This is a genomic window from Amaricoccus sp. W119 (assembly GCF_047275745.1).
Lineage (GTDB): Bacteria > Pseudomonadota > Alphaproteobacteria > Rhodobacterales > Rhodobacteraceae > Amaricoccus.
On sequence record NZ_JBKQWU010000002.1, the window covers coordinates 1 to 21,920 of the forward strand.

The 21,920-nt window shown below is 68.5% G+C and carries 24 protein-coding genes; 8 read left to right on the plus strand and 16 right to left on the minus strand.

What is annotated here, in order from left to right:
- Positions 1-349: 349 nt before the first annotated feature.
- The 6 genes from msrQ to ACLJK8_RS01745 form a co-directional block, all read right to left on the minus strand.
- Complete coding sequence (gene msrQ / locus ACLJK8_RS01720; protein WP_413148269.1) at positions 350-979, minus strand: protein-methionine-sulfoxide reductase heme-binding subunit MsrQ; 630 nt, start codon at positions 977-979, stop codon at positions 350-352.
- Between the two features lie 11 nt (positions 980-990).
- Positions 991-1,926, minus strand: coding sequence for a protein-methionine-sulfoxide reductase catalytic subunit MsrP (gene msrP, locus ACLJK8_RS01725; RefSeq protein ID WP_413148270.1), 936 nt, complete (start codon positions 1,924-1,926; stop codon positions 991-993).
- A gap of 116 nt (positions 1,927-2,042) precedes the next feature.
- Positions 2,043-2,831 (minus strand): trans-aconitate 2-methyltransferase, encoded by a 789-nt coding sequence (gene tam / locus ACLJK8_RS01730; RefSeq protein WP_413148271.1) that lies wholly within the window; start codon positions 2,829-2,831, stop codon positions 2,043-2,045.
- Positions 2,828-3,292, minus strand: a complete 465-nt coding sequence (locus tag ACLJK8_RS01735) for a GFA family protein (RefSeq protein WP_413148272.1) — start codon at positions 3,290-3,292, stop codon at positions 2,828-2,830. Before ACLJK8_RS01735 ends, tam begins: the two co-directional genes overlap by 4 nt.
- A gap of 107 nt (positions 3,293-3,399) precedes the next feature.
- A complete protein-coding gene (locus ACLJK8_RS01740) occupies positions 3,400-4,062 on the minus strand; it encodes an FABP family protein (RefSeq protein ID WP_413148273.1) in 663 nt (220 codons plus the stop codon).
- Between the two features lie 116 nt (positions 4,063-4,178).
- A complete protein-coding gene (locus tag ACLJK8_RS01745; RefSeq protein ID WP_413148274.1) occupies positions 4,179-5,780 on the minus strand; it encodes a calcium-binding protein in 1,602 nt (533 codons plus the stop codon).
- A 156-nt stretch (positions 5,781-5,936) separates the two neighbouring features.
- On the opposite strand from ACLJK8_RS01745, the gene ACLJK8_RS01750 reads away from it, so the two are divergent.
- The gene (locus ACLJK8_RS01750; RefSeq protein WP_413148275.1) at positions 5,937-6,260 is read left to right on the plus strand and encodes a hypothetical protein; all 324 of its coding nucleotides are present in this window, start codon (positions 5,937-5,939) and stop codon (positions 6,258-6,260) included.
- Here ACLJK8_RS01750 and ACLJK8_RS01755 read toward each other — a convergent pair.
- The 3 genes from ACLJK8_RS01755 to ACLJK8_RS01765 form a co-directional block, all read right to left on the minus strand.
- Positions 6,227-6,346, minus strand: coding sequence for a DUF3008 family protein (locus ACLJK8_RS01755; protein WP_413148276.1), 120 nt, complete (start codon positions 6,344-6,346; stop codon positions 6,227-6,229). The genes ACLJK8_RS01750 and ACLJK8_RS01755 overlap by 34 nt on opposite strands.
- A 103-nt stretch (positions 6,347-6,449) precedes the next feature.
- Positions 6,450-7,376 carry an ornithine carbamoyltransferase gene (argF, locus tag ACLJK8_RS01760; RefSeq protein ID WP_413148522.1) on the minus strand — a complete coding sequence of 309 codons (927 nt, stop codon included), beginning with the start codon at positions 7,374-7,376 and terminating at the stop codon, positions 6,450-6,452.
- Entirely contained in the window at positions 7,376-8,563 is a 1,188-nt protein-coding gene (locus ACLJK8_RS01765) for an aspartate aminotransferase family protein (RefSeq protein WP_413148277.1), read from the minus strand. The genes argF and ACLJK8_RS01765 overlap by 1 nt, the downstream gene beginning before the upstream one ends.
- A gap of 287 nt (positions 8,564-8,850) precedes the next feature.
- Between ACLJK8_RS01765 and ACLJK8_RS01770 the strand changes: the two genes are divergently transcribed.
- The 3 genes from ACLJK8_RS01770 (at position 8,851) to ACLJK8_RS01780 (ending at position 11,451) form a co-directional block, all read left to right on the plus strand.
- Positions 8,851-9,528, plus strand: a complete 678-nt coding sequence (locus ACLJK8_RS01770; protein WP_413148278.1) for a GcrA family cell cycle regulator — start codon at positions 8,851-8,853, stop codon at positions 9,526-9,528.
- Positions 9,529-9,650: 122 nt separating this feature from the next.
- Positions 9,651-10,253, plus strand: coding sequence for a ribonuclease HII (locus tag ACLJK8_RS01775; RefSeq protein ID WP_413148279.1), 603 nt, complete (start codon positions 9,651-9,653; stop codon positions 10,251-10,253).
- A 100-nt stretch (positions 10,254-10,353) separates the two neighbouring features.
- Complete coding sequence (locus ACLJK8_RS01780; RefSeq protein ID WP_413148280.1) at positions 10,354-11,451, plus strand: site-specific DNA-methyltransferase; 1,098 nt, start codon at positions 10,354-10,356, stop codon at positions 11,449-11,451.
- A 36-nt stretch (positions 11,452-11,487) separates the two neighbouring features.
- Here the strand turns inward: ACLJK8_RS01780 and mutY are convergent, their stop codons facing one another.
- On the minus strand, positions 11,488-12,531 hold the full coding sequence (gene mutY / locus ACLJK8_RS01785; protein ID WP_413148281.1) for an A/G-specific adenine glycosylase: 1,044 nt from the start codon (positions 12,529-12,531) through the stop codon (positions 11,488-11,490).
- Between the two features lie 104 nt (positions 12,532-12,635).
- On the opposite strand from mutY, the gene ACLJK8_RS01790 reads away from it, so the two are divergent.
- Positions 12,636-13,181: a DUF721 domain-containing protein gene (locus ACLJK8_RS01790; protein ID WP_413148282.1), complete on the plus strand. Its 546-nt coding sequence runs from the start codon at positions 12,636-12,638 to the stop codon at positions 13,179-13,181.
- 17 nt (positions 13,182-13,198) lie between these two features.
- Positions 13,199-13,885, plus strand: a complete 687-nt coding sequence (locus ACLJK8_RS01795) for a DsbA family protein (protein WP_413148283.1) — start codon at positions 13,199-13,201, stop codon at positions 13,883-13,885.
- Positions 13,886-13,907: 22 nt separating this feature from the next.
- Here the strand turns inward: ACLJK8_RS01795 and ACLJK8_RS01800 are convergent, their stop codons facing one another.
- Positions 13,908-14,195, minus strand: a complete 288-nt coding sequence (locus tag ACLJK8_RS01800) for an HNH endonuclease (RefSeq protein WP_413148284.1) — start codon at positions 14,193-14,195, stop codon at positions 13,908-13,910.
- 44 nt (positions 14,196-14,239) lie between these two features.
- Between ACLJK8_RS01800 and ACLJK8_RS01805 the strand changes: the two genes are divergently transcribed.
- Positions 14,240-15,439, plus strand: a complete 1,200-nt coding sequence (locus ACLJK8_RS01805) for a TIGR03862 family flavoprotein (protein ID WP_413148285.1) — start codon at positions 14,240-14,242, stop codon at positions 15,437-15,439.
- Between the two features lie 16 nt (positions 15,440-15,455).
- On the opposite strand, the gene ACLJK8_RS01810 is transcribed toward ACLJK8_RS01805, so the two are convergent.
- The 5 genes from ACLJK8_RS01810 to ACLJK8_RS01830 form a co-directional block, all read right to left on the minus strand.
- Positions 15,456-15,677: a hypothetical protein gene (locus tag ACLJK8_RS01810; protein WP_413148286.1), complete on the minus strand. Its 222-nt coding sequence runs from the start codon at positions 15,675-15,677 to the stop codon at positions 15,456-15,458.
- A 149-nt stretch (positions 15,678-15,826) separates the two neighbouring features.
- Positions 15,827-16,846: a DNA polymerase III subunit delta gene (locus ACLJK8_RS01815; protein ID WP_413148287.1), complete on the minus strand. Its 1,020-nt coding sequence runs from the start codon at positions 16,844-16,846 to the stop codon at positions 15,827-15,829.
- A 10-nt stretch (positions 16,847-16,856) separates the two neighbouring features.
- Positions 16,857-17,342 (minus strand): hypothetical protein, encoded by a 486-nt coding sequence (locus tag ACLJK8_RS01820; RefSeq protein WP_413148288.1) that lies wholly within the window; start codon positions 17,340-17,342, stop codon positions 16,857-16,859.
- 10 nt (positions 17,343-17,352) lie between these two features.
- Positions 17,353-19,911: a leucine--tRNA ligase gene (gene leuS / locus ACLJK8_RS01825; RefSeq protein ID WP_413148289.1), complete on the minus strand. Its 2,559-nt coding sequence runs from the start codon at positions 19,909-19,911 to the stop codon at positions 17,353-17,355.
- Positions 19,912-19,980: 69 nt separating this feature from the next.
- Positions 19,981-20,448 (minus strand): DUF3576 domain-containing protein, encoded by a 468-nt coding sequence (locus ACLJK8_RS01830; protein WP_413148290.1) that lies wholly within the window; start codon positions 20,446-20,448, stop codon positions 19,981-19,983.
- A 341-nt stretch (positions 20,449-20,789) separates the two neighbouring features.
- On the opposite strand from ACLJK8_RS01830, the gene ACLJK8_RS01835 reads away from it, so the two are divergent.
- Positions 20,790-21,836 (plus strand): porin, encoded by a 1,047-nt coding sequence (locus tag ACLJK8_RS01835; protein ID WP_413148291.1) that lies wholly within the window; start codon positions 20,790-20,792, stop codon positions 21,834-21,836.
- The last annotated feature ends 84 nt before the right edge of the window (positions 21,837-21,920 follow it).

Genomic DNA, 21,920 nt, shown 5'->3' on the forward strand with positions numbered 1-21,920 from the left:
CCCATCATCGAGCAGCCGAAACCACCCTAGAGAGCCGATATGCCAGCGATCCGCTTCGTCGAAACGAAACCCAACCGCCCGCATATCCCTTCATCAAATTCAAATTTCAAAGAGCTACCGGGGCCAAAAAACCGACCGTCTGCGCTTTCCTTGAGCGCATCCAGCCGCCTCAACTCCGATCTTTCACCGTCGCGGGCCGTTCGGAGCGTTTCGCTCGTTCCGTCCTCGCCGCCGGTGGAGGGGTGTTTAGGGTTATGGCCGGAGAGTCGCAAGCGGAAAAAACGCGCTTCATGACAGATTTTTCTCAGACCCTGATTTCACTCGATTTTTTCTCACTCCGCCCCTTCGCTCAGGCCGGCCGGGCGAGAGTTCGAACCCGCCCTCGGCGCGGCAGAAGGCGGTAAAGCAGCAGAATCGCCACGATTCCCGCGTAGACCAGAGGCTCGGGTGGCCAGGCCTTCACGAGCCAGACGAAGTGAATCGCCCCAAGCGCGGTTGCCGGATAGGCCAGCCGGTGCACCGTCCGCCATCTCGCCCCACCCAGCGCGCGCACGGCGCGGTCCGTCGAGGTCAGCGCGAGCGGCAGCAGCAGGAGAAGCGCCGACATGCCCACGATGATATACGGGCGCTTGGTCAGGTCCGTCACCGCCGCCGCCACGTCCAGCCCGCGATCGAAGGCGAACCAGGCCCCCAGATGCAACAGCACGTAGTAGAAGGCCATCAGCCCGATGAGCCGCCGGAAGCGGAGGAAGTTGACGCCGGTCAGTTCGCGCACCGGTGTCACCGCCAGCGCGGCGATCAGGAGTTGCAGCGCCGTGATCCCGAGGTTCTGCTCCAGCGTGCGCGCGGGGTCCGGTCCGAGCTGATTGAGGAGACCCGCGCGCAGCCAGAGCGCCGCCGGGATGAAGCCGATCAGATACCACGGCCAGACCGGCACGCGCCGGAGCCACCGGTTCACCAGAGGGGCGACATCACCCATCGACCCGCCCCTCAGTAGAACTTCCGGAGGTCCATGCCCGCGTAGAGGCTCCCGACCTCTTCGGCGTAGCCGTTGAACATCTCCGTGTCGCGCTTGGCGAAGAGCCCGCCGCCGATCACCCGCTCGCTCGCCTGACTCCAGCGCGGGTGGTCCACATTCGGATTCACATTCGCATAGAAGCCGTATTCATTGCCCGCCTGCTGCTTCCAGGTCGTGGGCGGCTGATCGGCGACGAGGCTGATCCGCACGATCGACTTGATCCCCTTGAAGCCGTATTTCCACGGCACGACCAGTCGGAGCGGCGCGCCGTTCTGGTTCGGCAGCGTCTCGCCATAGAGGCCAACCGCGAGGATCGTCAGCGGATGCATCGCCTCGTCGAGCCGCAGCCCCTCGACATAGGGCCAGTCGAGCGTGGGCAGGAAGCCGCGTTGCGCCGGCATCTCCTCCGGGCGCACGACGGTCTCGAAGGCGACGTATTTCGCGCCCGGCGCCGGCTCGACGCGGGCGAGGAGGCTCGCGAGCGGAAAGCCGACCCAGGGGATCACCATCGACCACGCCTCGACGCAGCGCATCCGGTAGATCCGCTCCTCGAGCGCCTCGGGTCTCACGATGTCCTCGAGCGCGTAGGTGCCGGGCTTGCCGCAGGCGCCGTCGATCACGACGGACCAGGGCTCGGTCGTGAGCGCGCCGGCGTGTTTCGCGGGATCGCCCTTGTCGAAGCCGAATTCGTAGAAGTTGTTGTAGGTCGTCACATGCTCGTAGGAGGTCGGCCGCGCATCGGTGGAGAACGGGCTCGGACGCGCGTCGAGCTTCGCCGCTTCTCCCGGCCCCGCGAGTCCCGCCGCCGCGAGACCGGCCATTCCAGCGAGCAGGGCGCGGCGGTCGAGATAGGCTGCTTTCGGCGTCACCTCGGAATAGGGCAGTCTGGGTGCTCGGCGGATCAGCATGGTCTTCTCCCGTTTTCCCGAAGCTAGCGCGAATCCCGGCGGATTTCCGCTCAAACTCCGCGGGCATCCCATCACTTCCGCGCGAATCGCCCGTGCTCGCCCGACCTCGGACGCCGCTAGCCTGGACGGCGCGCGAGCAGGAAAAGCCGCGGGAACCGCAGCGCGACCCGGCCGTCGGGAAGCGGCGGATAGGCGGCGCGCAGTTCCTCGAGATAGGCGGCGGTGAAATCCGGGCGCTCCTCCTCGTCGAGCCGGTCGAGATAGGGCTTGAGCCCGGTCGAGCTCACCCAGTCCACGATGGCCTCTGGCCCTGCGAGCTGGTGATAGTAGGTGGTGCGCCAGACCTCCGCCGTCGCGCCATGCCGCTGGAAAAGCGCGAGATAGCCCTCGGCGGTCATGAGAGGCGCCCGTCGCGCCGAGGCGAGTCGCTCCGCCCAGGGACCGCGCGCCGCCACCTCGGCCATGAGCACGTGGCTCGGCTCGGTGAGATTGTCCGGCATCTGGACCGCGAGCCAGCCTCCCGGCCTGAGCCGCCCGATGAGGTCAGGGAGCAGCCGGTCATGATCCGGCAGCCATTGCAGCACCGCGTTGGCGAGCAGAAGATCCGCGGCCTCTCCCGATCCCTCGCCGAGATCGCCGAGGGTGAACCGGGTATCTGGAAGGCGCCGGCGCGCGGCGGCGATCATGTCGGGCGAGGAATCAACCCCTTCCACCTCCGCTCCGGGGAAGCGCGCGATCAGCACCTCCGTCGAATTGCCCGGCCCGCAGCCGAGATCGACGGCGCGGCTGATCCCCTCGGGCGGGATCTCGGCGAGGAGATCACGAACCGGGCGGGTCCGCTCGCGCTCGAAGGCGAGGTAGCGGGTGGCCGACCAGTCGCGGCCCGCGCGGCCTTCCGCCGTCACCCGCGCGCCTCCAGCCAGGCCGAGAATTCGGCGATCAGCGGGCCGACCTCCTCCTCGCCGGGGAAGGTCTGATAGGAACGGACCGCTCCGGTTTCCGCCCAGGGCAGCTTGTCCGCGGCGCAGGTCTCCATGAACGGCGCGAACCAGGAGTGATCGTCGAGCATCGTCGGGCGCATGTTGACGAGCCCCGCGAGCATCGGAATTCTCGAGAACATCCAGGTCTTGCAGAAGCCGCAGAAGTGGTGCTTCGCCTCGCCCTGAAGCCCACCGAGCACCGTCTCGCCGGCGATCACCTCGAAGGCGGGTTCGGGCACCGCCATCGAGAGCGAATAGGCGCTCGACGACATCTTCTGGCAGCCCGAGCAATGGCAGGCGACGGTGAAGACCGGCGGCGCGCTGATGCGCAGCCGCACCCGGTCGCAACGGCAGCCGCCTTCCATGGGCCTCGTCCAGTCCGGCATCGTCATCCTCCGTTTTCGCAACGAAATCGCATCCGCTTCGCGCCCGCTGTTTCCGCCGACCAGCCCAACCGGGCGGCCCTCTCCGCCTTCGATCACCTGGCGCGCGATCAACCCGCCTTCCCGGCCTTCCGGCTGTCGAGGATCAGCTTGAGCGGGTTGGGCTTCGCGGGGCCGATGCGCCGCAGCGTGTTCTGGTCATGATGGTCGAACGGCTTGTCGCGCCCATGCACCAGAAGGGTCGTGCGGACCTCATAGCTCCACGAATCCTCGCCCTCGAAGCTCAGGTCGATCCGGTAGTTCTCCGTGCGGAACGCGTATTCGAGGAAGGCGGTGGAGCAGATCCCGTCCTCGGTCTCGCCGCGTTTCGCGGTCAGCACCAGCCGGTCGTCGTCGGGCTTCGCTTTCCCCGCCGCCAGCGCCACCTGCCCGCGCGGGATCGTCAGCGTCTGGAGCACGAGGCCGGTCGCCGGTTCCCACAGCCAGTAGCCGATCTGGTCGTGGAAGGTGATCGCCTCTTCCTTCGTCGTGATATGGATATGGTAGCGCAGCCCGTAGAAGAGCTGCGGCCCGTTGGTCTGCGGGTCGATCGCATCGAAGGTGACATGCTCGATGAAGGTCCGGCGCTCCGGCCCGGCGGCCTTCGGATTAACATCGACGCCCTTCTCCGCCTCCCATTCACCCGCGAGCCGCCTGAGCGGCCCGAGATTTGCAAGCGTGTCGGGATCGACATCGCTCGGCTCGGTGAAGATATCGGCCGGGAATGGGTTCACCGCCTGCTCCTTCGACGACACTGCGAACTGGCGTCACAGTCGGCGAACTCTAGACCGCGCGGGCGCGGCGAGGCAACGGGCGCGGCGAAGCGACCCGCGACCCGGCCCCCGTCGCCCTAGAGGATGAAATCTCCAGCTGTATAGGCCGAGGCACGCACCGCACCATCGTCGATCCGGACCTCGAACTCGATCGTGCCGTCGAGATCGACGTTGCCGCGGACGAGCGTGCTGTCCCCGGGACCTTCCTCGGTCCAGAGACGGCCCCGCCCGGTTCCCCCGAAGGTGAAATCCTGGCTTCCGGATCGGGTCGTATCGGCGTCGATCCGCGAGACATCGATCACATCGCCACCGGAACGCCCCGCCCGCGCGAAAGCCGCGGTGCCGGAGTCGCCCACAATGGAATCGCGTCCCGCGCCCGGTCTCGAATGGATCACGGAATCGAAGCGGAAAGTGTCCGTGCCGGTTTCGCCGTAGAGCACATCCGCTCCCGCCCCGCCCGAGAGCGTGTCGGAACCGGCGCCACCCCTCAGGCCGCCGTCGACGCTTTCGGTGCCATCGTTGCCCGTGCCACCGAAGATCAGGTCGTCGCCGCCGTCACCGGAAAGTAGCTGGTCGTCACCCGCGCCGCCAAGGATCAGGTCGTTCCCATGGTCGGCGCCGGATCCGGTTCCATCGTCGCCGTAAACCGCATAGTCGTCGCCAGATCCGCCGCGGATGGTGTCGTTGCCGGCACCGCCATCAACGGAGCTGTCACCATTCTTCGACCCGCGATAAAGGTCGTCGCCGTCACCCAGTTTGACATGGGTACTCGCGGAAGCGGTGTCGAGGCGGCTTCCGCCATCAAGGATCGGCCGCGCATCGCCGCGCGCGTCGACGACATCGTTGCCCGCGCCCGCGTCGACCCTGTTCTCTTCCCCGCCGGCGATGTAGATCGTGTCGTCCCCGTCACCGGTGTTTGTGTTCAGGAAATTGGCGAACATGGGGTAGACGGTGTCGTCTCCCGACCCGGTCGTGAGAGTGGTGTAGTCGCCGAAAATGGCGTGGGTCATCTGATCGTAGTAGAGGCCTGGCTCCAGATCGGACCCGAACGGGTCTTCATAGCTTTCAGATCGGGGGATCCGGCCATAGCCGACGATGAAGAGATCTTCGTCGAGCGCGCCGAGGTCCAGAAAGGCCTCCGGTCCGTACTCGGTCACAATGAGCGTCCGACCAGCGGCCGCCCCGACTTCCCGGTAGGTTCCGGCGCCGGCGTCCATCCAGACGCCGTTGTCACCAGTTCCCGGGTCCACCTCGATCGAACCACCGAAGTAGAGGATCGTGTCGTCACCGGCACCGCCGAGGATCGTGTCATTTCCCACCTCGCCGTCGATCGTGTCATTCCCGGCGCCGCCGTCGATCCAGTCGTCTCCCGCGCCGCCTCTGATGGAATCGTGCCCTGTGCCGCCCTCGATCGTATCGTTTCCGCCGCCGCCATCGATCGTGTCGGCGCCGCCACCGCCGTCGATGACATCCACCCGGTCCGTCACCGTGCCGTCATAGTCGGCCCTCGCCACGTCCGTGAAACCGTGTCTGTAGAGGCCCGTGATGGGATCCCGGATCAGGCCCCAGTTGTAAGGGATGAACTGATAGCTATCGACGGAGGGCGAGACGTAGGAGGTTGTGATCGTCTCGGCGCGCCCGGTGCCCCGAAAATGAGGCGTGAAAAACGGTGTCGCCATGTGCATATCCAATCGTCATAAAGTTTTTCAGGCTCCGAAATATTGAGCTGTGGAATTTTACAATTCTCGGATCGCTTTGACAACGCGCCCATACTCATGGGATTCCGACCCATACGGCAGGCGACTGGCGGGTATTTCTGAACCGGCGCGGTGGCGATGAACCGGACTCCCGCGATGATCACCTTCGAAAGCCAGTCCCCGGAGCTCGCGCCGGCGGCGCTGCTCGACCACTTCGCCGGTATGCTCATCGTGCGCGGCGGCATCGGCGGGCCTTCGCGGGCGATCAACGGCCCCGAGGTGCGATTGTCCTGGCAGCGACGGTACCCGCGGGCAGGCGGCCTCGGCGGATCGAGCCGCGTGGGCCGTCCCCCGTCAATCGTCGCCTTCGGCATGCTCCAGTATTCCGGCGTGCCGCGTCGATGCGAGGTCTTCGAACTGGTCCTCGATCATCGACCGCGCATGTCGAGCGAGGCGCCCTGAAGTTCGGATTTCGGGTTTGGCCGCGTTTTCGCGGAGAGCGCCGCGCCCGCGGCCTTCTGTTGCGCCTTCGACTTGGTCGGCACCATCACGCCTTCCGCCTATCGTCGCTGAGCGAACGCGGATCACGCGCCACCGTTCCTGCCACGCGGGCCGGACGAGCCGGAATGCCGCCGCCCGGTGAAACCCGCCTCAGACGCCGAGGCACCAGCGCATGATCGCCTTCTGCGCGTGGAGCCGGTTCTCCGCCTCGTCGAAGACGACGGAATTCGGACCGTCCATCACCTTGTTGGTGACCTCCTCGGAACGGTGCGCCGGCAGGCAATGCATGAAGAGCGCGTCGGGCTTGGCCGCGTCCATCAGGTTCTGGTTGACCTGATAGGGGCGGAGCAGCTTGTAGCGCCGCTCGCGCGCGCTCTGCGCGTCATGCATCGAGAGCCAGGTGTCGGTGACGACCAGATCCGCGCCCTCGACCGCGCGGGCGGGGTTCCGTTCGATCTCGACCGTGGCGCCCTTCTCCCGCGCGAAGGCGATCGCGCGCGGGTCGGGATCGAGCGACTGCGGCCCGGTGAAGGTGAGGTCGAAGCCGAACTGCCCGGCCGCGTGCAGGAAGGAAGCACAGACGTTGTTGCCGTCGCCGACCCAGACCACCTTGCGGCCCCTGATCGGCCCGCGATGCTCCTCGAAGGTCATCACATCCGCCATGATCTGGCAGGGGTGGCTCGCGTCGGTCAGCCCGTTGATCACCGGTATCGTCGCATGTTCCGCGAGTTCGAGCAGCGTGGTCTCCTCGAAGGTGCGGATCATCACGATATCGACGAAGCGCGACAGCACGCGGGCGGTGTCGGCGATGGTCTCGCCATGGCCGAGCTGCATCTCGCCGCCCGAGAGCACCAGCGTCTGGCCGCCCATCTGACGCGCGCCCACGTCGAAGCTGACGCGGGTCCGCGTCGAGGGCTTCTCGAAGATCAGCGCCATGACGCGGCCCGCCATCGCCTGCTCCGCGTCGGGCGTGCCTTTCGGCTGGTCGCCGCGCGCGGTCTTCATCCTCACCGCGAGATCGAGGATGCCCCGCAGGTCCTCCGCGGGGGTTTTGTGCAGATCGAGGAAATGCCGCATCACGCGGGTACCTTCGCCGCTTCGAGAGCGGTCGCGGCCGCGTCGAGACGGCGGAGTCCTTCGTCGATGTCTTCGTCAGAGATATTGAGCGGCGGCAGCAGGCGGACGAGATTGTCGGCCGCGGCGACCGTCAGCACCTTCTCGGCATAGCCCGCCTTCACCACGTCGGCGTTCATCGCGCGGCATTTCAGACCGAGCATCAGACCTTCGCCACGCACACCTTCGAAGACCGCCGGATGCCCGGCGACAAGCCCTTCGAGCCCCTGACGCAGCCGGCCGGCGGCGCGGCTCACCTGGTCGAGAAAGCCCTTTTCGGCGACGATATCCATGACCGCGTTCGCGACCGCGCAGGCGAGCGGATTGCCGCCATAGGTCGAGCCATGCGTGCCGAGGCCCATGCCGGAGGCCGCCGCCTCGGTCGCGAGACAGGCGCCGAGCGGGAAACCGCCGCCGATTCCCTTCGCGACCGTCATGATGTCGGGGGTGATCCCCGCCCATTCATGATGGAAGAGCTTGCCGGTCCGGCCCATCCCGCACTGGATCTCGTCGAGGATCAGAAGGAGGCCGTGCTGATCGCAGAGCTCGCGCAGGGCGCGCAGGTCTTCCGGCGAAACCGGACGAATGCCACCCTCGCCCTGGATCGGCTCGATCATGACGGCGCAGGTCTCGGGCGTGATCGCGGCCTCGACGGCTGCGAGCTCGAGGAAGGGCACCACGTCGAAACCCGGCAGGACCGGGCCGAAACCCTTCACCATCTTCTCGGCGCCCGAAGCCGCGATCGCCGCGGTCGAGCGGCCGTGGAACGAGCCCTCGAAGGAGATGATCCGGTAGCGTTCCGGTTCCCCCTTCTCGGCGAAATGCTTGCGCGCCATCTTCACCGCGCATTCGATCGCCTCCGTGCCCGAATTGGTCACGAAGACCGTGTCGGCGAAGGTACTGGCGACCAGCCGCGCCGCGAGCGCCTCCTGATTCGGGATCGTGTAGAGGTTCGACGTGTGCCACAGGCGTCGCGCCTGATCCTCCAGCGCCTTCACGAGCGCGGGATGCGCGTGGCCGAGGACGGTGACGGCGATGCCGGCGCCCAGGTCCAGATAGCGCTCCCCACTCTCCTCGATCAGCCAGGAACCCTGCCCTTCGACGAAGGACATGGGAGCCCGCGCATATGTCGGCAGGACGGGCGAGATCACGGGGTCGAACTCCCTCGAAGCGGCCGCGGGCGAGAAAGGCGAAGCCCCGCGAGCGGCCGGGGGCGCGGGGCGAGCGGGTCTTCTGGCCCAAAGCACCCCTTCGAGTCAACTCGGACGCCTGCCCGCCGGCGGGGGTGACAGCCGGGCCACACGGGCGGTGGCGCATGGCACCCCCGCGGCCATGCGCCCCCCTCCCTTGTAACCGCCGGTCGGGTGACTAGAATAGAGCCCGAGTTGAAGGCCTGTCGGCCTGTCCCATCGCAAAAGTTTCTCTGGAGTGCCGGCCAATGTCCTGGACCGATGAACGTGTTGAGATGCTCAAGGTCATGTGGTCCGAGGGCAAGAGCGCGAGTCAGATCGCCAAGGAACTCGGCGGCGTGACCCGCAACGCGGTGATCGGCAAGGTGCATCGCCTCGGCCTCTCGAACCGCGGGCCCGGGGCCGAGGGCGCCGACGAGGAGATCGCCGCCCAGTCCGGCGTCCAGTCGGGCGTCCCGTCCGGCGCGCAGCCGGGCGCCCCCTCCGGCACGCTCTCCGCCGCTTCGATGGAACAGGCGGCCGCGCACGCCGGCGAGGAGGAGGAAGAAGTGCACGAGCAGCCCCGGCCCGCCACCGCGTCGCCCGCCTCGGCGCCGCCGCGTCCGCCGGTAAAGGAAACCGCGCCGGTCCCCCCGCAGCGCCCGAAGCCGATCATGGGCCAGCCGCTGCCGCCGCAGCCCGCGCAGAACGAGATCAGCCCCGAGGCGCTCGCCAATCTCGCCGAGGTGGCGAAGAAGGCGAAGAAGCTCACGCTGATGCAGCTGACCGAGCGGACCTGCAAATGGCCGGTCGGCGACCCCGCGACCGAGGATTTCTGGTTCTGCGGCCTGCCCTCGGCTCCGGGCAAGCCCTATTGCGAAACCCATGTCGCCGTCGCCTTCCAGCCGATGTCGGCCCGGCGCGACCGGCGTGCCGGCGGGCGTTGACCTCCGAGGCATCGGCGCGCGAGGCGCCCGTTCCCGACAGGGCCGCATCCGTTGGGTCCCGATCCAGAGGCGCCGCGGCGGCGGCCGGGCATACGTCCCCGGCATTGCCGCCCGCGCGCGCCTTGCCCGACCTCAGCCATGAGAGCGCCTGCGCCGCGCCGGTCTGTGGCGTGGACGAGGTGGGCCGCGGCCCCTGGGCGGGCCCGGTCGTCGCCGCGGCGGTGATCCTCGACATATCGGCGATCCCCTCCGGCCTCGACGACAGCAAGCGCCTGCCCGCCGCCCGGCGCGCGGCGCTCTATGACGAACTCACCGTCTCGGCCCGCTGGGGCGTCGGCATCGCCAGCGTCGCCGAGATCGACGAGATCAACATCCTCCAGGCGAGCTTCCTCGCGATGCGGCGCGCGCTCGGAGCACTCGGAGCGCCGCCCGCCGTCGCGCTCATCGACGGCAAGCACCTGCCGCCCGACCTGCCCTGCGAGGGCCGCGCGATCGTCGGCGGCGACGGGCGCGCGCTCTCGATCGCCGCCGCCTCGGTGATCGCCAAGGTCACACGCGACCGGATGATGATCGAGCTGGCGGGCGAATTTCCGGGCTATGGCTGGGAAAGCAACATGGGCTACGGCACCAGAATTCATCAGGCGGGGCTCGCGCAACACGGCGTCACCCCACATCATAGACGCTCGTTTCGCCCCATACACAACATGTTGTGCAAAGCCGAATAGATAAGTCGTTGATTCAATTTACAAATTGACGGCGAATCAGTTTTGACTCATCTTAGCCGCCTGAACGCGGTACAAATGAGAAACAGAACCGATGGCGCGAGTGAAAGCCTTGACCGAATCCTCCGGTCCGACCCTGAACACCATTCTCGCGGGGGATTGCATCGAGGCGATGAACGCGCTGCCCGCGGAGAGCGTCGATCTGATCTTCGCCGATCCCCCCTACAACCTCCAGCTTCGCGGCGACCTGCACCGCCCGGACAATTCCAAGGTCGACGCGGTGGACGACGACTGGGACCGGTTCGCCTCCTTCGGGGCTTATGACGACTTCTCCCGCGCCTGGCTCTCCGCCGCGCGCCGGCTCCTGAAACCGGACGGCGCGATCTGGGTGATCGGCTCCTATCACAACATCTACCGCGTGGGCGCCAACCTGCAGGACGCGGGCTTCTGGATCCTGAACGACGTGATCTGGCGGAAGTCGAATCCGATGCCGAATTTCCGCGGCAAGCGGCTCACCAACGCGCATGAGACGATGATCTGGGCCGCGAAGTCGGACCAGTCGAAATACACGTTCAATTACGAGGCGATGAAGGCGCTGAACGACGGGGTGCAGATGCGCTCCGACTGGGTGATCCCGCTCTGCACCGGCTCGGAACGCCTGCGGACCGCGGATGGCGAGAAGGCGCATCCGACGCAGAAGCCGGAGGCGCTGTTGCACCGCGTGCTGGTCGCCTCGACCAATCCCGGCGACATCGTGCTCGACCCGTTCTTCGGCACCGGAACGACCGGCGCGGTCGCCAAGCGGCTCGGACGGCATTTCATCGGCATCGAGCGCGACCCCGCCTATCGCATCGCCGCCGAGGCGCGGATCGCAGCGGTCCGCGCCCTGTCGCCCGACGCGGCCGCCGTGACGCCGCGCAAGCGCGCCGAGCCGCGGGTCGCCTTCGGCCAGCTCGTCGAGCGGGGCATGCTGAGCCCGGGCGAGATGCTGCACTCGATGAACGGCAGGCGCGAGGCGAAGATCCGGGCCGACGGCACGCTGGTGGCGCGCGACGTGCGCGGCTCGATCCACCAGGTCGGCGCGGCGCTCGAGGGCGCGCCATCGTGCAACGGCTGGACCTACTGGCATTTCAAGCGCGACGGCGTCTCGATCCCGATCGACGTGCTGCGCCAGCAGGTCCGGGCGGAACTCACGGACTAGCCGCGACCGGGACGCCGCGGCCGACCCGGAGAAAGCTCAGGCTTCGAAGGCGTCGAGGCCGAGCCGCAGCGCCTTGCGCATCACGGTCGGCATCGCCGCGGCCGCCTCCCCGCGCGGGCGGTAGTCGCCCGGCGCATCGGCTGGAACCGTGGCGCCCATGAGCCGCAGCCGCAGATGAAAATGCGTGAAGGTGTGCCGCGCCTCGGCGTCGAGCGGGCGCCAGTCCGCCGCGAAGGGCGGAGCCGCCTCCGCCGCGTCGCCCCAGGCCCCGCCCGGCAGGCCGAGCATTCCGCCGAGCAGGCCCGAATCCGGCCGCCGTTCCACCAGCACCGCGCCATCGGTCCGAACCGCGAGATAGGCGATGCCAAGACGCACCGGTTTCGCGGCCTTCGGCGCCTTGAGCGGCAGGTCCGCCGCGACCCCGAGCGCGCGACCGGCGCAGTCGTCGAGCCAGGGGCAGATGCCGCAGGCCGGCCGGCGCGGTACGCAGATCGTGGCGCCGAGATCCATGATCGCCTGCGCATAGTCTCCCGGGCGGTCATCGGGCGTCAGTTCGGCGGCGAGCGCGCGGAGCCGTTCCTTCACCCCCGGCAAGGGCTCGCGCACCGCGCGAAGCCGGGCGATCACCCGCTCGACATTACCGTCGAGCACGGTGTCGGGCCGGTCGAAGGCGATCGCCGCGATCGCCGCCGAAGTGTAGGCGCCGATACCGGGGAGCGCGCGCAGACCGGCGCCGGTGCCTGGGAACCGCCCTCCATGCTCACGCGCCACGACGCGGGCGCATTTCAGAAGATTGCGCGCCCGCGCATAATAGCCGAGCCCCGCCCAGGCGGCCATGACCTCCTCATCCTCGGCGGCCGCGAGGTCGGAGACGGTCGGCCAGCGGGTTACGAATCTCTCGAAATAGCCCTTCACCGCCGCGACCGTGGTCTGCTGCAGCATCACCTCGGAAAGCCAGACGTGGTAGGGATCGGGCCGGACGCCGGCGAGACGCGCGCCCGGCGGCACCCGCCACGGCATCCTCCGCGCCGCGCGGTCGTACCAGGCGAGCAGATCCGCCGCCATCCTCGCATTCGCCATCCTCGCATTCGACCGCCTCGCAGCGCCGCCGTCCAAGCGATCCCCTCCTGACAACCGCGCCGTGAGGCGCTAGCCTCCGCACCTCGCAGGCAACGGAAGCTGGCATGGCCGGGAACAGTGACACGCGCAAGCCCGAAGGCAAGGGCGGGAGACGGTACGGGGGCGGCCCGCCGGAGCGGCGCGCCCGCGGCTTCACCCGCGCGGGCGGCCTGATCGGCGCGCAGATGGGCCGGGTCTCGGCCCGGCGCGGCTATCTCGAAGCCCGTCTCGCGGCGCTCTGGCCCGAGATCGCCGGGCCGGAGATCGCGGCGATCGCCTGGCCCGCGCGGCTGACGCTGAGCCGGGGACCCGCGGGCGGCGCGCTTTCCCTCGCCGTGCGGGGCGCCCACGCGCCGCAGGTGCAGATGATGTTGCCCGCGATCCTCGAGCGGGTGAGCGCGGCGGTCGGGCCCGGCCTCGTGCGCCGGATCACGCTCACGCAATCGCCCCGCGCCTTCGCCGACACGCCCCGCGCGGCGGCGATGCCGGCGCACCGCGCGCCCGTGCCGGAAGAGGCGGTACCGGAAGAAATCTCAAGTATTGGTGATGACGATCTGCGGCGGGCGTTGGAGACTTTGGCGCGGAATGTGCTAAGCCGGGATCGCACCTGATTTCGATGGACCCACCGATGACCATGCTTCTGTCCCGCCGCCACGCGCTCATCACCGGCCTGGCCGCCGGCCTCGCCGTGCCCGGCCTCTCCCTCGCGCAGACAACAGAGGCTGACTCGGCCTCCGAGGGGTCCGCGGGAGCATCCTCCGGGGCACCGGCCCGCACGGTCCAGGAAATGACGATGGGCGATCCGGACGCGCCGATCACCATGATCGAATACGCGATGTTCACCTGTCCGCATTGCGCCGATTTCGTCACCGACGTCTTCCCGAGGATCAAGGAGAATTACATCGACACCGGCAAGGTGCGGCTGATCTTTCGCGAGGTCTATTTCAACGCCCCGAGCCTCTGGGCGGCGCTGATCGCACGCTGCGCGCCCGCCGACCGGTATTTCGGCATCTCCGACCTGCTGTTCGAGACACAGGCCGGCTGGCTCAATTCGACCGACGGCCCGACGATCATGAAGAACCTCTACGGCATCGGCCGGCAGGCGGGGCTGACGGACGCCGAGATGGACGCCTGCCGCGAGGATACCGCCTTCGCCGAGGCGCTGGTCGCGGAGTACCAGAAGTATCAGGCGGAGCACCGGATCGATGCGACGCCGATGTTCGTCATCAACGGCGAGCGGCTCGAGAACGCGCCCTACGAGATGTTCCAGCAGAAGTTCGACGCGATCCTCGCCGGAACCCAGGGCGCGAACTGATCCGTCCCGGCTGGCGCGCGGCCTACCGCGGGCGGCGCGCCGTGGGGGCGTGAAAGGCCGGCGGCTTGCCCTGGACCCAGGCGCGGAAGCGCGCGAGACCGGGATGCGCGCGCAGCGCCTCCACCGTCGCGTAGTTCCGGGCAAGCTCCGCCTCGCTCAGCGTCGCATGGATCGTATTGTGACAGATCTGGTGCAGCAGAACGGTCGGACCGCGCTTGCCGCCCTTGAGTCGGGGAACGAGGTGATGGATGCTCTGGCGTGCCTCCGGCGGGATCGGCCGGTCGCAGAGCGGGCAGATCGGATGCTCCATGCGGCGAGGATGCGCCGGGAGGACGCCGGCGCCAAGGGGAGGCGATGAGCGCGGAAGACGTCGAAGCCCTGGTGATCGGCGGCGGGCCGGCCGGGCTCATGGCCGCGGCGATGCTCGCCGAGGCCGGGGCCGGGGTGATCGTCGCCGAGGCGAAGCCTTCGCTGGGCCGCAAGCTTCTGATGGCGGGCAAGTCCGGTCTGAACCTGACCAAGGACGAGACCCCGGCGCAGTTTCTCGACGCCTACGGGCGCGAAGGCGCCTGGCTCGCGCCATATCTCGCGGCGTTCGGGCCGAAGGAGGTCAAGGCCTGGGCGCGCGACCTGGGGCAGCCGGTCTTCACCGGGACCTCGGGCCGGGTCTTTCCCGAGGCGATGAAGGCTTCGCCGCTCCTGCGCGCCTGGGTGGCGCGCCTCGCCCAGAGCGGGGTCGCGACGCGCCCGCGCTGGCGCTGGATCGGCTGGGCTGGCGGTGTGGCGCGATTCGAGACGCCGGACGGTCCGCGCGATATCCGTTCGCGGGCGACGGTGCTGGCGCTCGGCGGCGCGTCCTGGTCGCGACTCGGCTCCGACGGCGCATGGGCGGTGGTGCTCGCGGGGGAAGGAGTCGCGCTCGCGCCCTTCGCCCCGTCCAATACCGGCTTCAGGATCGCATGGTCCGGGGCGATGGCCCGGCATTTCGGCGCGGCGATCAAACCCGCGCGGCTCTCCGCCGGGGCCCGTGAGTCGCGGGGCGAGATCGTCCTGACGGCCCAGGGGATGGAAGGCGGCGGCATCTACGCGCTCGGCCCGGAACTGCGCGCCGGCGCGCGGGCCGTGCTCGACCTCGCGCCGGATCTGACGGAGGCATCGGTGCTGGCGCGGGTCTCGCGGCCGCGGGGCGGCGACAGCCTGTCGAACCACCTCCGCAAGGTGCTGCGCTTCCCGCCGCAGAAGATCGCGCTCCTGCGGGAATGCGCGCCGGACCGGCTGGCCGAACCCGCGAGCCTCGCGGCGGCGATCAAGGCGCTGGACCTCCCCCTCGAAGGCCCCGGCCCGCTCGACGCGGCGATTTCCACGGCGGGAGGCGTGGCGGCGGCGGCTCTCGACGGCGACCTGATGCTCCGCGCGCGGCCGGGCGTCTTCTGCGCGGGCGAAATGCTCGACTGGGACGCGCCAACCGGCGGCTATCTCCTGACGGCCTGCCTCGCGACCGGACGGCACGCCGGACGGGCGGCGGCTGCCTGGCTCGGACGGAACGCCGGGTGAGGAACCTAGCAGGCGGTCAGAGCCGACGCAGCGCCTCCTCGACCTGATCGCGCGTCAGCCCGACATCACGCAGGAAATCGTCATGGTGGCGCAGCAGTTCGATGTATTCGCGCCGCTTCCGCGCGGCGTCCCGCCGCTGCGAACCGATCATGCGCGCACGACGCTCCAGTTCGCCAAGGAAGCCCCGCAGGCTGAAGCCCCGCCGGGCCCCGCTCGTGAAGTCGAATAGAGTGAACATGAGTTCTGTCCTGAACTTGCGTTGAACCCCGCGCTTCCGAAGAAAACAGGCGTCGTGGGCAGGGTTATTCTCGCAAATCGGCCGTGACGTCCCCGTGACGAGGCTGTGACGTCTGGGAGTGGTGAAGCCCGCGGGGGAGAAAGCGCGCGTCACGCGCGACGGAGCATCGCGATCCGGATGAAGAGCCGCTCGACCAGCGCGGCCGCCGGCACGGGCCGCGAAGAGCGCAGATCGAGCTCGGTATCGACGATCCAGGCCAGCGCGCGTTCGAGCCGTTCGGGCCCCAGCGCGCCCGCCTGACGCGCCATGCGCGCCCGGCGAGGGCCGAAGACCGGCGGACGCGCGCGCGACAACGCCGCTTCCGGACCCTCGGGCGCGACGGCGGCGGCGTGCAGGGCACGAAAATGCCGGGCGGCGGCGATCGTCATGCTGGTCGCATTGGTATGGCCTGCCAGACGCCGGATCTCCTCCGCGAGATCGGTGGCGCGCCCCTCGGCCACGTGGTTCAGCAGCGTGTCGAGATCGGCGTCCTGCGAACGAGGCGCCAGCGCCGCCACTTCCTCCGGCGAGAGCGGCGCCGGATCGCCGCGCTTGTAGAGCGCGAGGCCACGGAGGAATTGCGCGAACTCGCCCGGCTCCAGCCCGCGCGCCAGCGATTCGAGATCGCCGAGCGCCTCCGCCGACACCGCCTCGACGCCCTCCTTCGCCAGATCGGCCGAGATGTCGGCGCGGCCCGGCGGATCGGCGTAGAGCCCGATCGCCACCGCCGCGCGCGATTTCTCGAAGAGCTTCCGCAACCCGCTCGACGCACCAAGCTGTCCCGCGGTCACGAGAATCCGCGCGTCGCCCGGCGCCCAGTCCCCGAGCGCGGCGTCAATGGTCTTCGCGAGCCCGTCCGTCGCATCTTCGACCAGGACCAGCCTGGGGCCGGGGAAGAATCCGATCTCCTTCACCGCGTCGCCGAGAGCGGCCGGATCGCGGCGAAGCTCCCCGCCGCCGATCCGCGTCAGCCGCATCTCCTCAGCGCCCTTCGGACCGATGACGGCCGCGACCAGCGCCGCCCGCCGCATCGCGACCAGTGACGAATCGGCCCCGTAAAGCAGCGCGCCGGCCGCTTTCGGATCGGGCGCTTCGAGATAGCGCGCGGCGTCGCGGCCGGAGAGTTTCATGGCCCGCGCCTCAAGGCGCGCGATCGCCGGCGGTGACCGCGAGTTCCATCACGATCTGATCGGCCATCGCGCGAGCAACGCGAACCTCGGCGTCGCGGCCGGCGACGAGGCTCGCGAAGGCCGAGGAACTGTCGCCCTCCGGCGCGCTGTAGGCGGTCGCGGAAGTCACGGTGCCGGTCAGAACCGGCGCGCCACCCGCGAGCGGCAGGACCTCGTAGCGCGCCACCCCGGAGACATCGTAGCGCGTGGTATAGTCCTGTTGGGTCAGCGCCGAGCCCTCGGTGTCGAGATCGAGCCTGACGCTCAGTCGATAGACCGGCTGATCCGCCGGGCCGAGTCGCTCCAGCAGGCGCTCCCGCATCTCGAACCCGGGCTGGCCATCGGGAGTCTCGAGCACGAACCGGCCGCGCATCGCGGCCGCCGGTGAGCCCTCGCCATAGAGCGGCCGGAAGCCGCAGCCCGCCAGCGCGAGGCCCGCGAGCGCAAGTGATAGCAATCCGCGGCGGTCAGAGCACCACATTCACGATCCGGTCCGGGACGACGATGAGCTTCTTCGGCGTGGCACCGTTCAACGCGCGCTGGACGGCGGAATCGGCGAGCACGATCGCCTCGATCGTCGCCTTGTCGGTCCCGCTCGGCACCACGATCTCCGCCCGGCGCTTGCCATTGACCTGCACCGGCAGCGTCACGGAGGCCTCGACGAGCAGCGCCGGATCGGCTTCGGGCCAGGGCGCGCGGGCGATAAGACCCTCGCCGCCCAGCATCGCCCAGATTTCCTCCGCGAGATGCGGCGTCATCGGCCGTTGCAGGAGCGCGAGCGCCCGCGCCCCTTCGCGCCTCGCCTCGGCCAGCCCGGGCGCGTCGCCGGACGCCTTGGCGAGCACGCTGGTCAGCTCATAGAGTTTCGCGATCGCCTTGTTGAAGGCGAAGCCCTCGATTCCCTCGGTCACGTCGCGAATCGCCCGGTGGACGGCGGAGCGGAGCGCGCGCGATGCGTCACTCTCTCCCTCGACCCCGTCCGGCGCGGCGGCGATATCCGCGGCCACCCGGTAGACGCGGCCGAGGTGGCGCGAAGCGGCCTCGGCCCCGGCGGCGGTCCATTCCACATCCCGCTCCGGCGGGCTGTCGGAGAGCACGAACCAGCGCGCGGTATCGGCGCCGTATTGCGCGATGATCGCCTCGGGATCGACCGTGTTCTTCTTCGACTTCGACATCTTGATCGAAGGACCGACGGTGACCGGCGTGCCATCGGCGAGCCGCGCCCCGGCCTCGTCGCGGATCACCTCCGCGGGCTCGCGCCAGACCGCCCTGCCGTCCTCGCCCTTCGTCGCATAGGTCTCATGCGTGACCATGCCCTGCGTGAAGAGCGCGTCGAACGGCTCCGCCGCCCGCGCCGGCAGGTGACCGGTCTCGCGCATCGCACGTGCGAAGAAGCGCGAATAGAGCAGATGCAGAATCGCATGCTCGACGCCGCCGATATACTGGTCGACGTTCATCCAGTAGTCGGCATCCGCCATCACCGTCGGCGTCGCCGCGTGCGGCGCGGTGAAACGCGCGTAATACCAGGAGGAATCGACGAAAGTGTCCATCGTATCGGTCTCGCGCCGCGCCGGAGCGCCGCAGGCGGGACAGGTGGTGGCCTTCCAGGTCGGATGGTGTTCGAGCGGATTGCCCGGCTTCTCGAAGGTCACGTCCTCGGGCAGCCCGACCGGCAGGTTCGCCTTCCGCTCCGGCACCACACCGCAGCTTTCGCAGTGCACCATCGGGATCGGACAGCCCCAGTAGCGCTGGCGGCTGATGCCCCAGTCGCGCAGTCGGAACTTGGTCTCGCCCCGCCCATGGCCCTCGGCCTCGATTCGCGCGATCACCGCCGCCTTGGCGTCTTCCACCTCCATCCCGTCGAGGAAGCCGGAATTCACGAGCCGCCCGGGCCCGGTATAGGCCTCGTCACCCACCTCGAAACCGGCGCCTTCCGGGCTGACGACCACCGGTACGGGCAGGCCGTACTTGCGCGCGAAATCAAGGTCGCGCTGATCATGCGCCGGGCAGCCGAAGATCGCGCCGGTGCCGTAGTCCATCAGGATGAAGTTCGCGATATAGACCGGCAGTTTCCATGCCGGATCAAAGGGATGCGTCACCGTGATCCCGGTGTCGAATCCCTTCTTCTCTGCGGTCTCGAGCTCCTCCTCCGAGGTGCCCATGCGGCGGCATTCGGCGACGAAGGCCGCGACCGCCGGATCGCTCTCCAGCGCCCGCGCCAGCGGATGATCGGGCGAGATCGCGGCGAAGCTCGCGCCGTAGAGCGTGTCGGGCCGGGTGGTGTAGACCTCCAGTTCCTCGAACCCCTGGGGCGCGCCCGTCGTCGCGAAACGGAACTGCAACCCCCGGCTCTTGCCGATCCAGTTGCGCTGCATGATCCGGACCTTCTCGGGCCAGCCGGTCAGCCCGTCGATCGCCTCGAGAAGCTCCTCGGAATAGTCCGAGATCCGGAAGAACCACTGCGTGAGCTCGCGCCGCTCGACCGGGGCGCCGGAGCGCCAGCCCTTGCCGTCGATCACCTGCTCGTTGGCGAGCACGGTCATGTCGACCGGGTCCCAGTTCACCACCGCCGACTTGCGCGTGACGAGACCCTTCTCGAACATGTCGATGAAGAGCGCCTGCTGCTGGCCGTAGTAGTCGGGATCGCAGGTGGCGAATTCGCGCGTCCAGTCGATCGAGAGGCCGAGCGGTTTCAGCTGCGCCCGCATCGCATCGATGTTCTGATAGGTCCAGGTGCCCGGATGGACACGTTTCTCCATCGCCGCGTTCTCCGCCGGCATCCCGAAGGCGTCCCAGCCCATCGGGTGCAAGACGTTGAAGCCCTTGGCGGATTTGTAGCGCGCGACGACATCGCCCATCGTGTAGTTGCGGACATGCCCCATGTGGATGCGCCCCGAGGGGTAAGGGAACATCTCGAGAACGTAGTACTTTCGGCGATCGGGATCGGGGGTCGCGCGGAACACCTCCGCCTCCGCCCAGGCGCCCTGCCATTTCGACTCGATCTCGCTCGCGACGTAACGCGACATGGGCTCAGTTCCGTTCTGCTTGACCACCCGTGAGTGGCGTCCTCGGAGGTGGTGTCCTCGGGGGCGGTGTCACTGCGACCCGGCGATGCGGATCTGACGCGCGCGGGTCAGGATCGCATCTTCGAGCCGGCGATTGTCCGCCTCGGTGACCGGAACGGCCCGGCCGCCCGACTGCCGGAAGGCGGCGACCTTGAGCGAGCGCGCGTCGAGCGCCGGAGAGGTCACGTAGACCGTCGCCTTGAACGGCGTCGGATCGCCGGCGATCCGGCCCCAGTCGGTGATGATGATGCCCGAGAACGGATCTACGCTTTCGAGCGGCAGGAACGACAGGATGTCGAGCGACGCCTGCCAGATCTCGCCGCTGACCGCGGTGCCGGCCCTCGGGCGCGAACTGTCGCGGAAGAGGTCGAAGATCGACTCGTCGGAGATGTCGTATTCCGCGTTGCGGGTCTGTTCGGCGCGGCGGCCCTGCTCGGCCGGATCACCACAGGCCGCGAGGGCGCCGCAGGCGGCGATGACGAAGCAGAGTGAGCGCATTCGGACCACGGGGCCTTCCGGGCTGAGGATTTGTCAGGGGGGGTATGTAAAGGCTCGCCCCGCCGCCGGCAAGCAATAACCCGGGCACCCCTAGGGGCCGGCCGGCGACGGCCATCCCCAGGTCCATCGGCGGGGCGCCGAAGGCGGAGCCGCCGGATGGAACCGGCGACGTTTCCGGGGCGCCGATTCACTGTGGCAAGAGTGCATCAACCCGGCGGCCTTTCATGAGTGCTTTCTGTACTTTGCTTGACCCGCGAGCGCCGTTTGCGCCAAACAGTTCTCACTTGATCCGGACACCCCGGGTTTGAGATGGGTTTCGATCTTAAGGACATGAGGAAACAATGAAAAAGGTTCTCTTCGCCTCGTCCGCTCTCGCCGCTCTGGCGATCGGTGGCGCGGCGTCCGCTCAGGGCATCTCCCTGTTCGGTAGCGCCCGCCTGGGTCTCGGCTACGGCATCAACAACGACGGCTCGGTCAACCTCGACGACAACGGCGAAGCCAGCGACGACCTGCGCGCCGTTTCTCGTGTCCGCTTCGGCGTGAACATGACGGGTGAGACCAACTCGGGCATCACCTTCGGCGCCACCATCCGCGCCGACAACGCGGTCGGCGGCAACGGCGACCAGAACGGTGGCGAGGGCGACGGCCAGAACGAAGGTGAAGTCTACGTCTCGGGCAGCTTCGGCACCCTGACCTACGGCGACACCAACGGCGCCGACGAGCAGTGGGTCGGCGACCTGATCGGCGACTACTCGCTGACCGGCCTGGCTGACCTCGACGAGACCATCTTCCTTTCGAACGGTGGTTCCTTCGGCAACGACACCGGCAACAACTTCTTCGCCGATCCGAATGCCCGTCCGACCGTCCGCTACGACTTCGAGATCGCGGGCTTCGGTGTGTCGGCCTCGGCCAATCGTGACCTCGACTCCTACGCGGTCGGCGCCGGCTATGCCGGCAACTTCGGCGGCGGCACCTTCCGGGTCGCTGGCGGCTACTATGACTACGAAGAGTTCGACACGACCGATCTCGGGATCATCCAGGGTGGCGATCAGGTCTCGGCGGTCATCGAAGGCACCTTCGGCGACTATGGCGCCAACGTGATCTGGACCGACGCGAACTCCGACGGCGACTCCGGGTTCTCGACCCTCGGCGCGGGCGTTTCGGCCGGCTTCGGCGACTTCGCGCTCGGCGCCTGGTACCGCACGATCCTCGAAGCCGACGGCGGTCTCTCCGGTGTCGACGGCGACGACGCCTACGCCCTCACCGGTCAGTACGACCTCGGCGGTGGTGCGACGGTCAACGGTGGTGTCCAGCGCAACTTCGACTTCCAGTCCGCGGACGACGACGGACCGATCACCGCCGACTTCGGTATCTCGATGGCGTTCTGATCTTCCACGGGACAGTGAGCAATGGAAAGGCGGGCAAAATGCCCGCCTTTTCTCTTTCCGGGACGGCGGGCAGGCAGATCGGAA

What these genes read in the sequence shown, in the direction of transcription:
- ACLJK8_RS01815 (WP_413148287.1), bottom strand. Translation starts at nt 16,846, where the DNA reads ATGAAACTCTCCGGCCGCGACGCCGCGCGCTATCTCGAAGCGCCCGAT.
- ACLJK8_RS01800 (WP_413148284.1), bottom strand. Translation starts at nt 14,195, where the DNA reads ATGGAGCATCCGATCTGCCCGCTCTGCGACCGGCCGATCCCGCCGGAG.
- ACLJK8_RS01805 (WP_413148285.1), top strand. Translation starts at nt 14,240, where the DNA reads ATGAGCGCGGAAGACGTCGAAGCCCTGGTGATCGGCGGCGGGCCGGCC.
- ACLJK8_RS01830 (WP_413148290.1), bottom strand. Translation starts at nt 20,448, where the DNA reads ATGCGCTCACTCTGCTTCGTCATCGCCGCCTGCGGCGCCCTCGCGGCC.
- ACLJK8_RS01770 (WP_413148278.1), top strand. Translation starts at nt 8,851, where the DNA reads ATGTCCTGGACCGATGAACGTGTTGAGATGCTCAAGGTCATGTGGTCC.
- ACLJK8_RS01810 (WP_413148286.1), bottom strand. Translation starts at nt 15,677, where the DNA reads ATGTTCACTCTATTCGACTTCACGAGCGGGGCCCGGCGGGGCTTCAGC.
- argF (WP_413148522.1), bottom strand. Translation starts at nt 7,376, where the DNA reads ATGCGGCATTTCCTCGATCTGCACAAAACCCCCGCGGAGGACCTGCGG.
- ACLJK8_RS01750 (WP_413148275.1), top strand. Translation starts at nt 5,937, where the DNA reads ATGAACCGGACTCCCGCGATGATCACCTTCGAAAGCCAGTCCCCGGAG.
- ACLJK8_RS01735 (WP_413148272.1), bottom strand. Translation starts at nt 3,292, where the DNA reads ATGCCGGACTGGACGAGGCCCATGGAAGGCGGCTGCCGTTGCGACCGG.
- ACLJK8_RS01795 (WP_413148283.1), top strand. Translation starts at nt 13,199, where the DNA reads ATGACCATGCTTCTGTCCCGCCGCCACGCGCTCATCACCGGCCTGGCC.
- ACLJK8_RS01790 (WP_413148282.1), top strand. Translation starts at nt 12,636, where the DNA reads ATGGCCGGGAACAGTGACACGCGCAAGCCCGAAGGCAAGGGCGGGAGA.
- mutY (WP_413148281.1), bottom strand. Translation starts at nt 12,531, where the DNA reads ATGGCGAATGCGAGGATGGCGGCGGATCTGCTCGCCTGGTACGACCGC.
- msrQ (WP_413148269.1), bottom strand. Translation starts at nt 979, where the DNA reads ATGGGTGATGTCGCCCCTCTGGTGAACCGGTGGCTCCGGCGCGTGCCG.
- ACLJK8_RS01755 (WP_413148276.1), bottom strand. Translation starts at nt 6,346, where the DNA reads ATGGTGCCGACCAAGTCGAAGGCGCAACAGAAGGCCGCGGGCGCGGCG.
- leuS (WP_413148289.1), bottom strand. Translation starts at nt 19,911, where the DNA reads ATGTCGCGTTACGTCGCGAGCGAGATCGAGTCGAAATGGCAGGGCGCC.
- msrP (WP_413148270.1), bottom strand. Translation starts at nt 1,926, where the DNA reads ATGCTGATCCGCCGAGCACCCAGACTGCCCTATTCCGAGGTGACGCCG.
- ACLJK8_RS01745 (WP_413148274.1), bottom strand. Translation starts at nt 5,780, where the DNA reads ATGGCGACACCGTTTTTCACGCCTCATTTTCGGGGCACCGGGCGCGCC.
- ACLJK8_RS01835 (WP_413148291.1), top strand. Translation starts at nt 20,790, where the DNA reads ATGAAAAAGGTTCTCTTCGCCTCGTCCGCTCTCGCCGCTCTGGCGATC.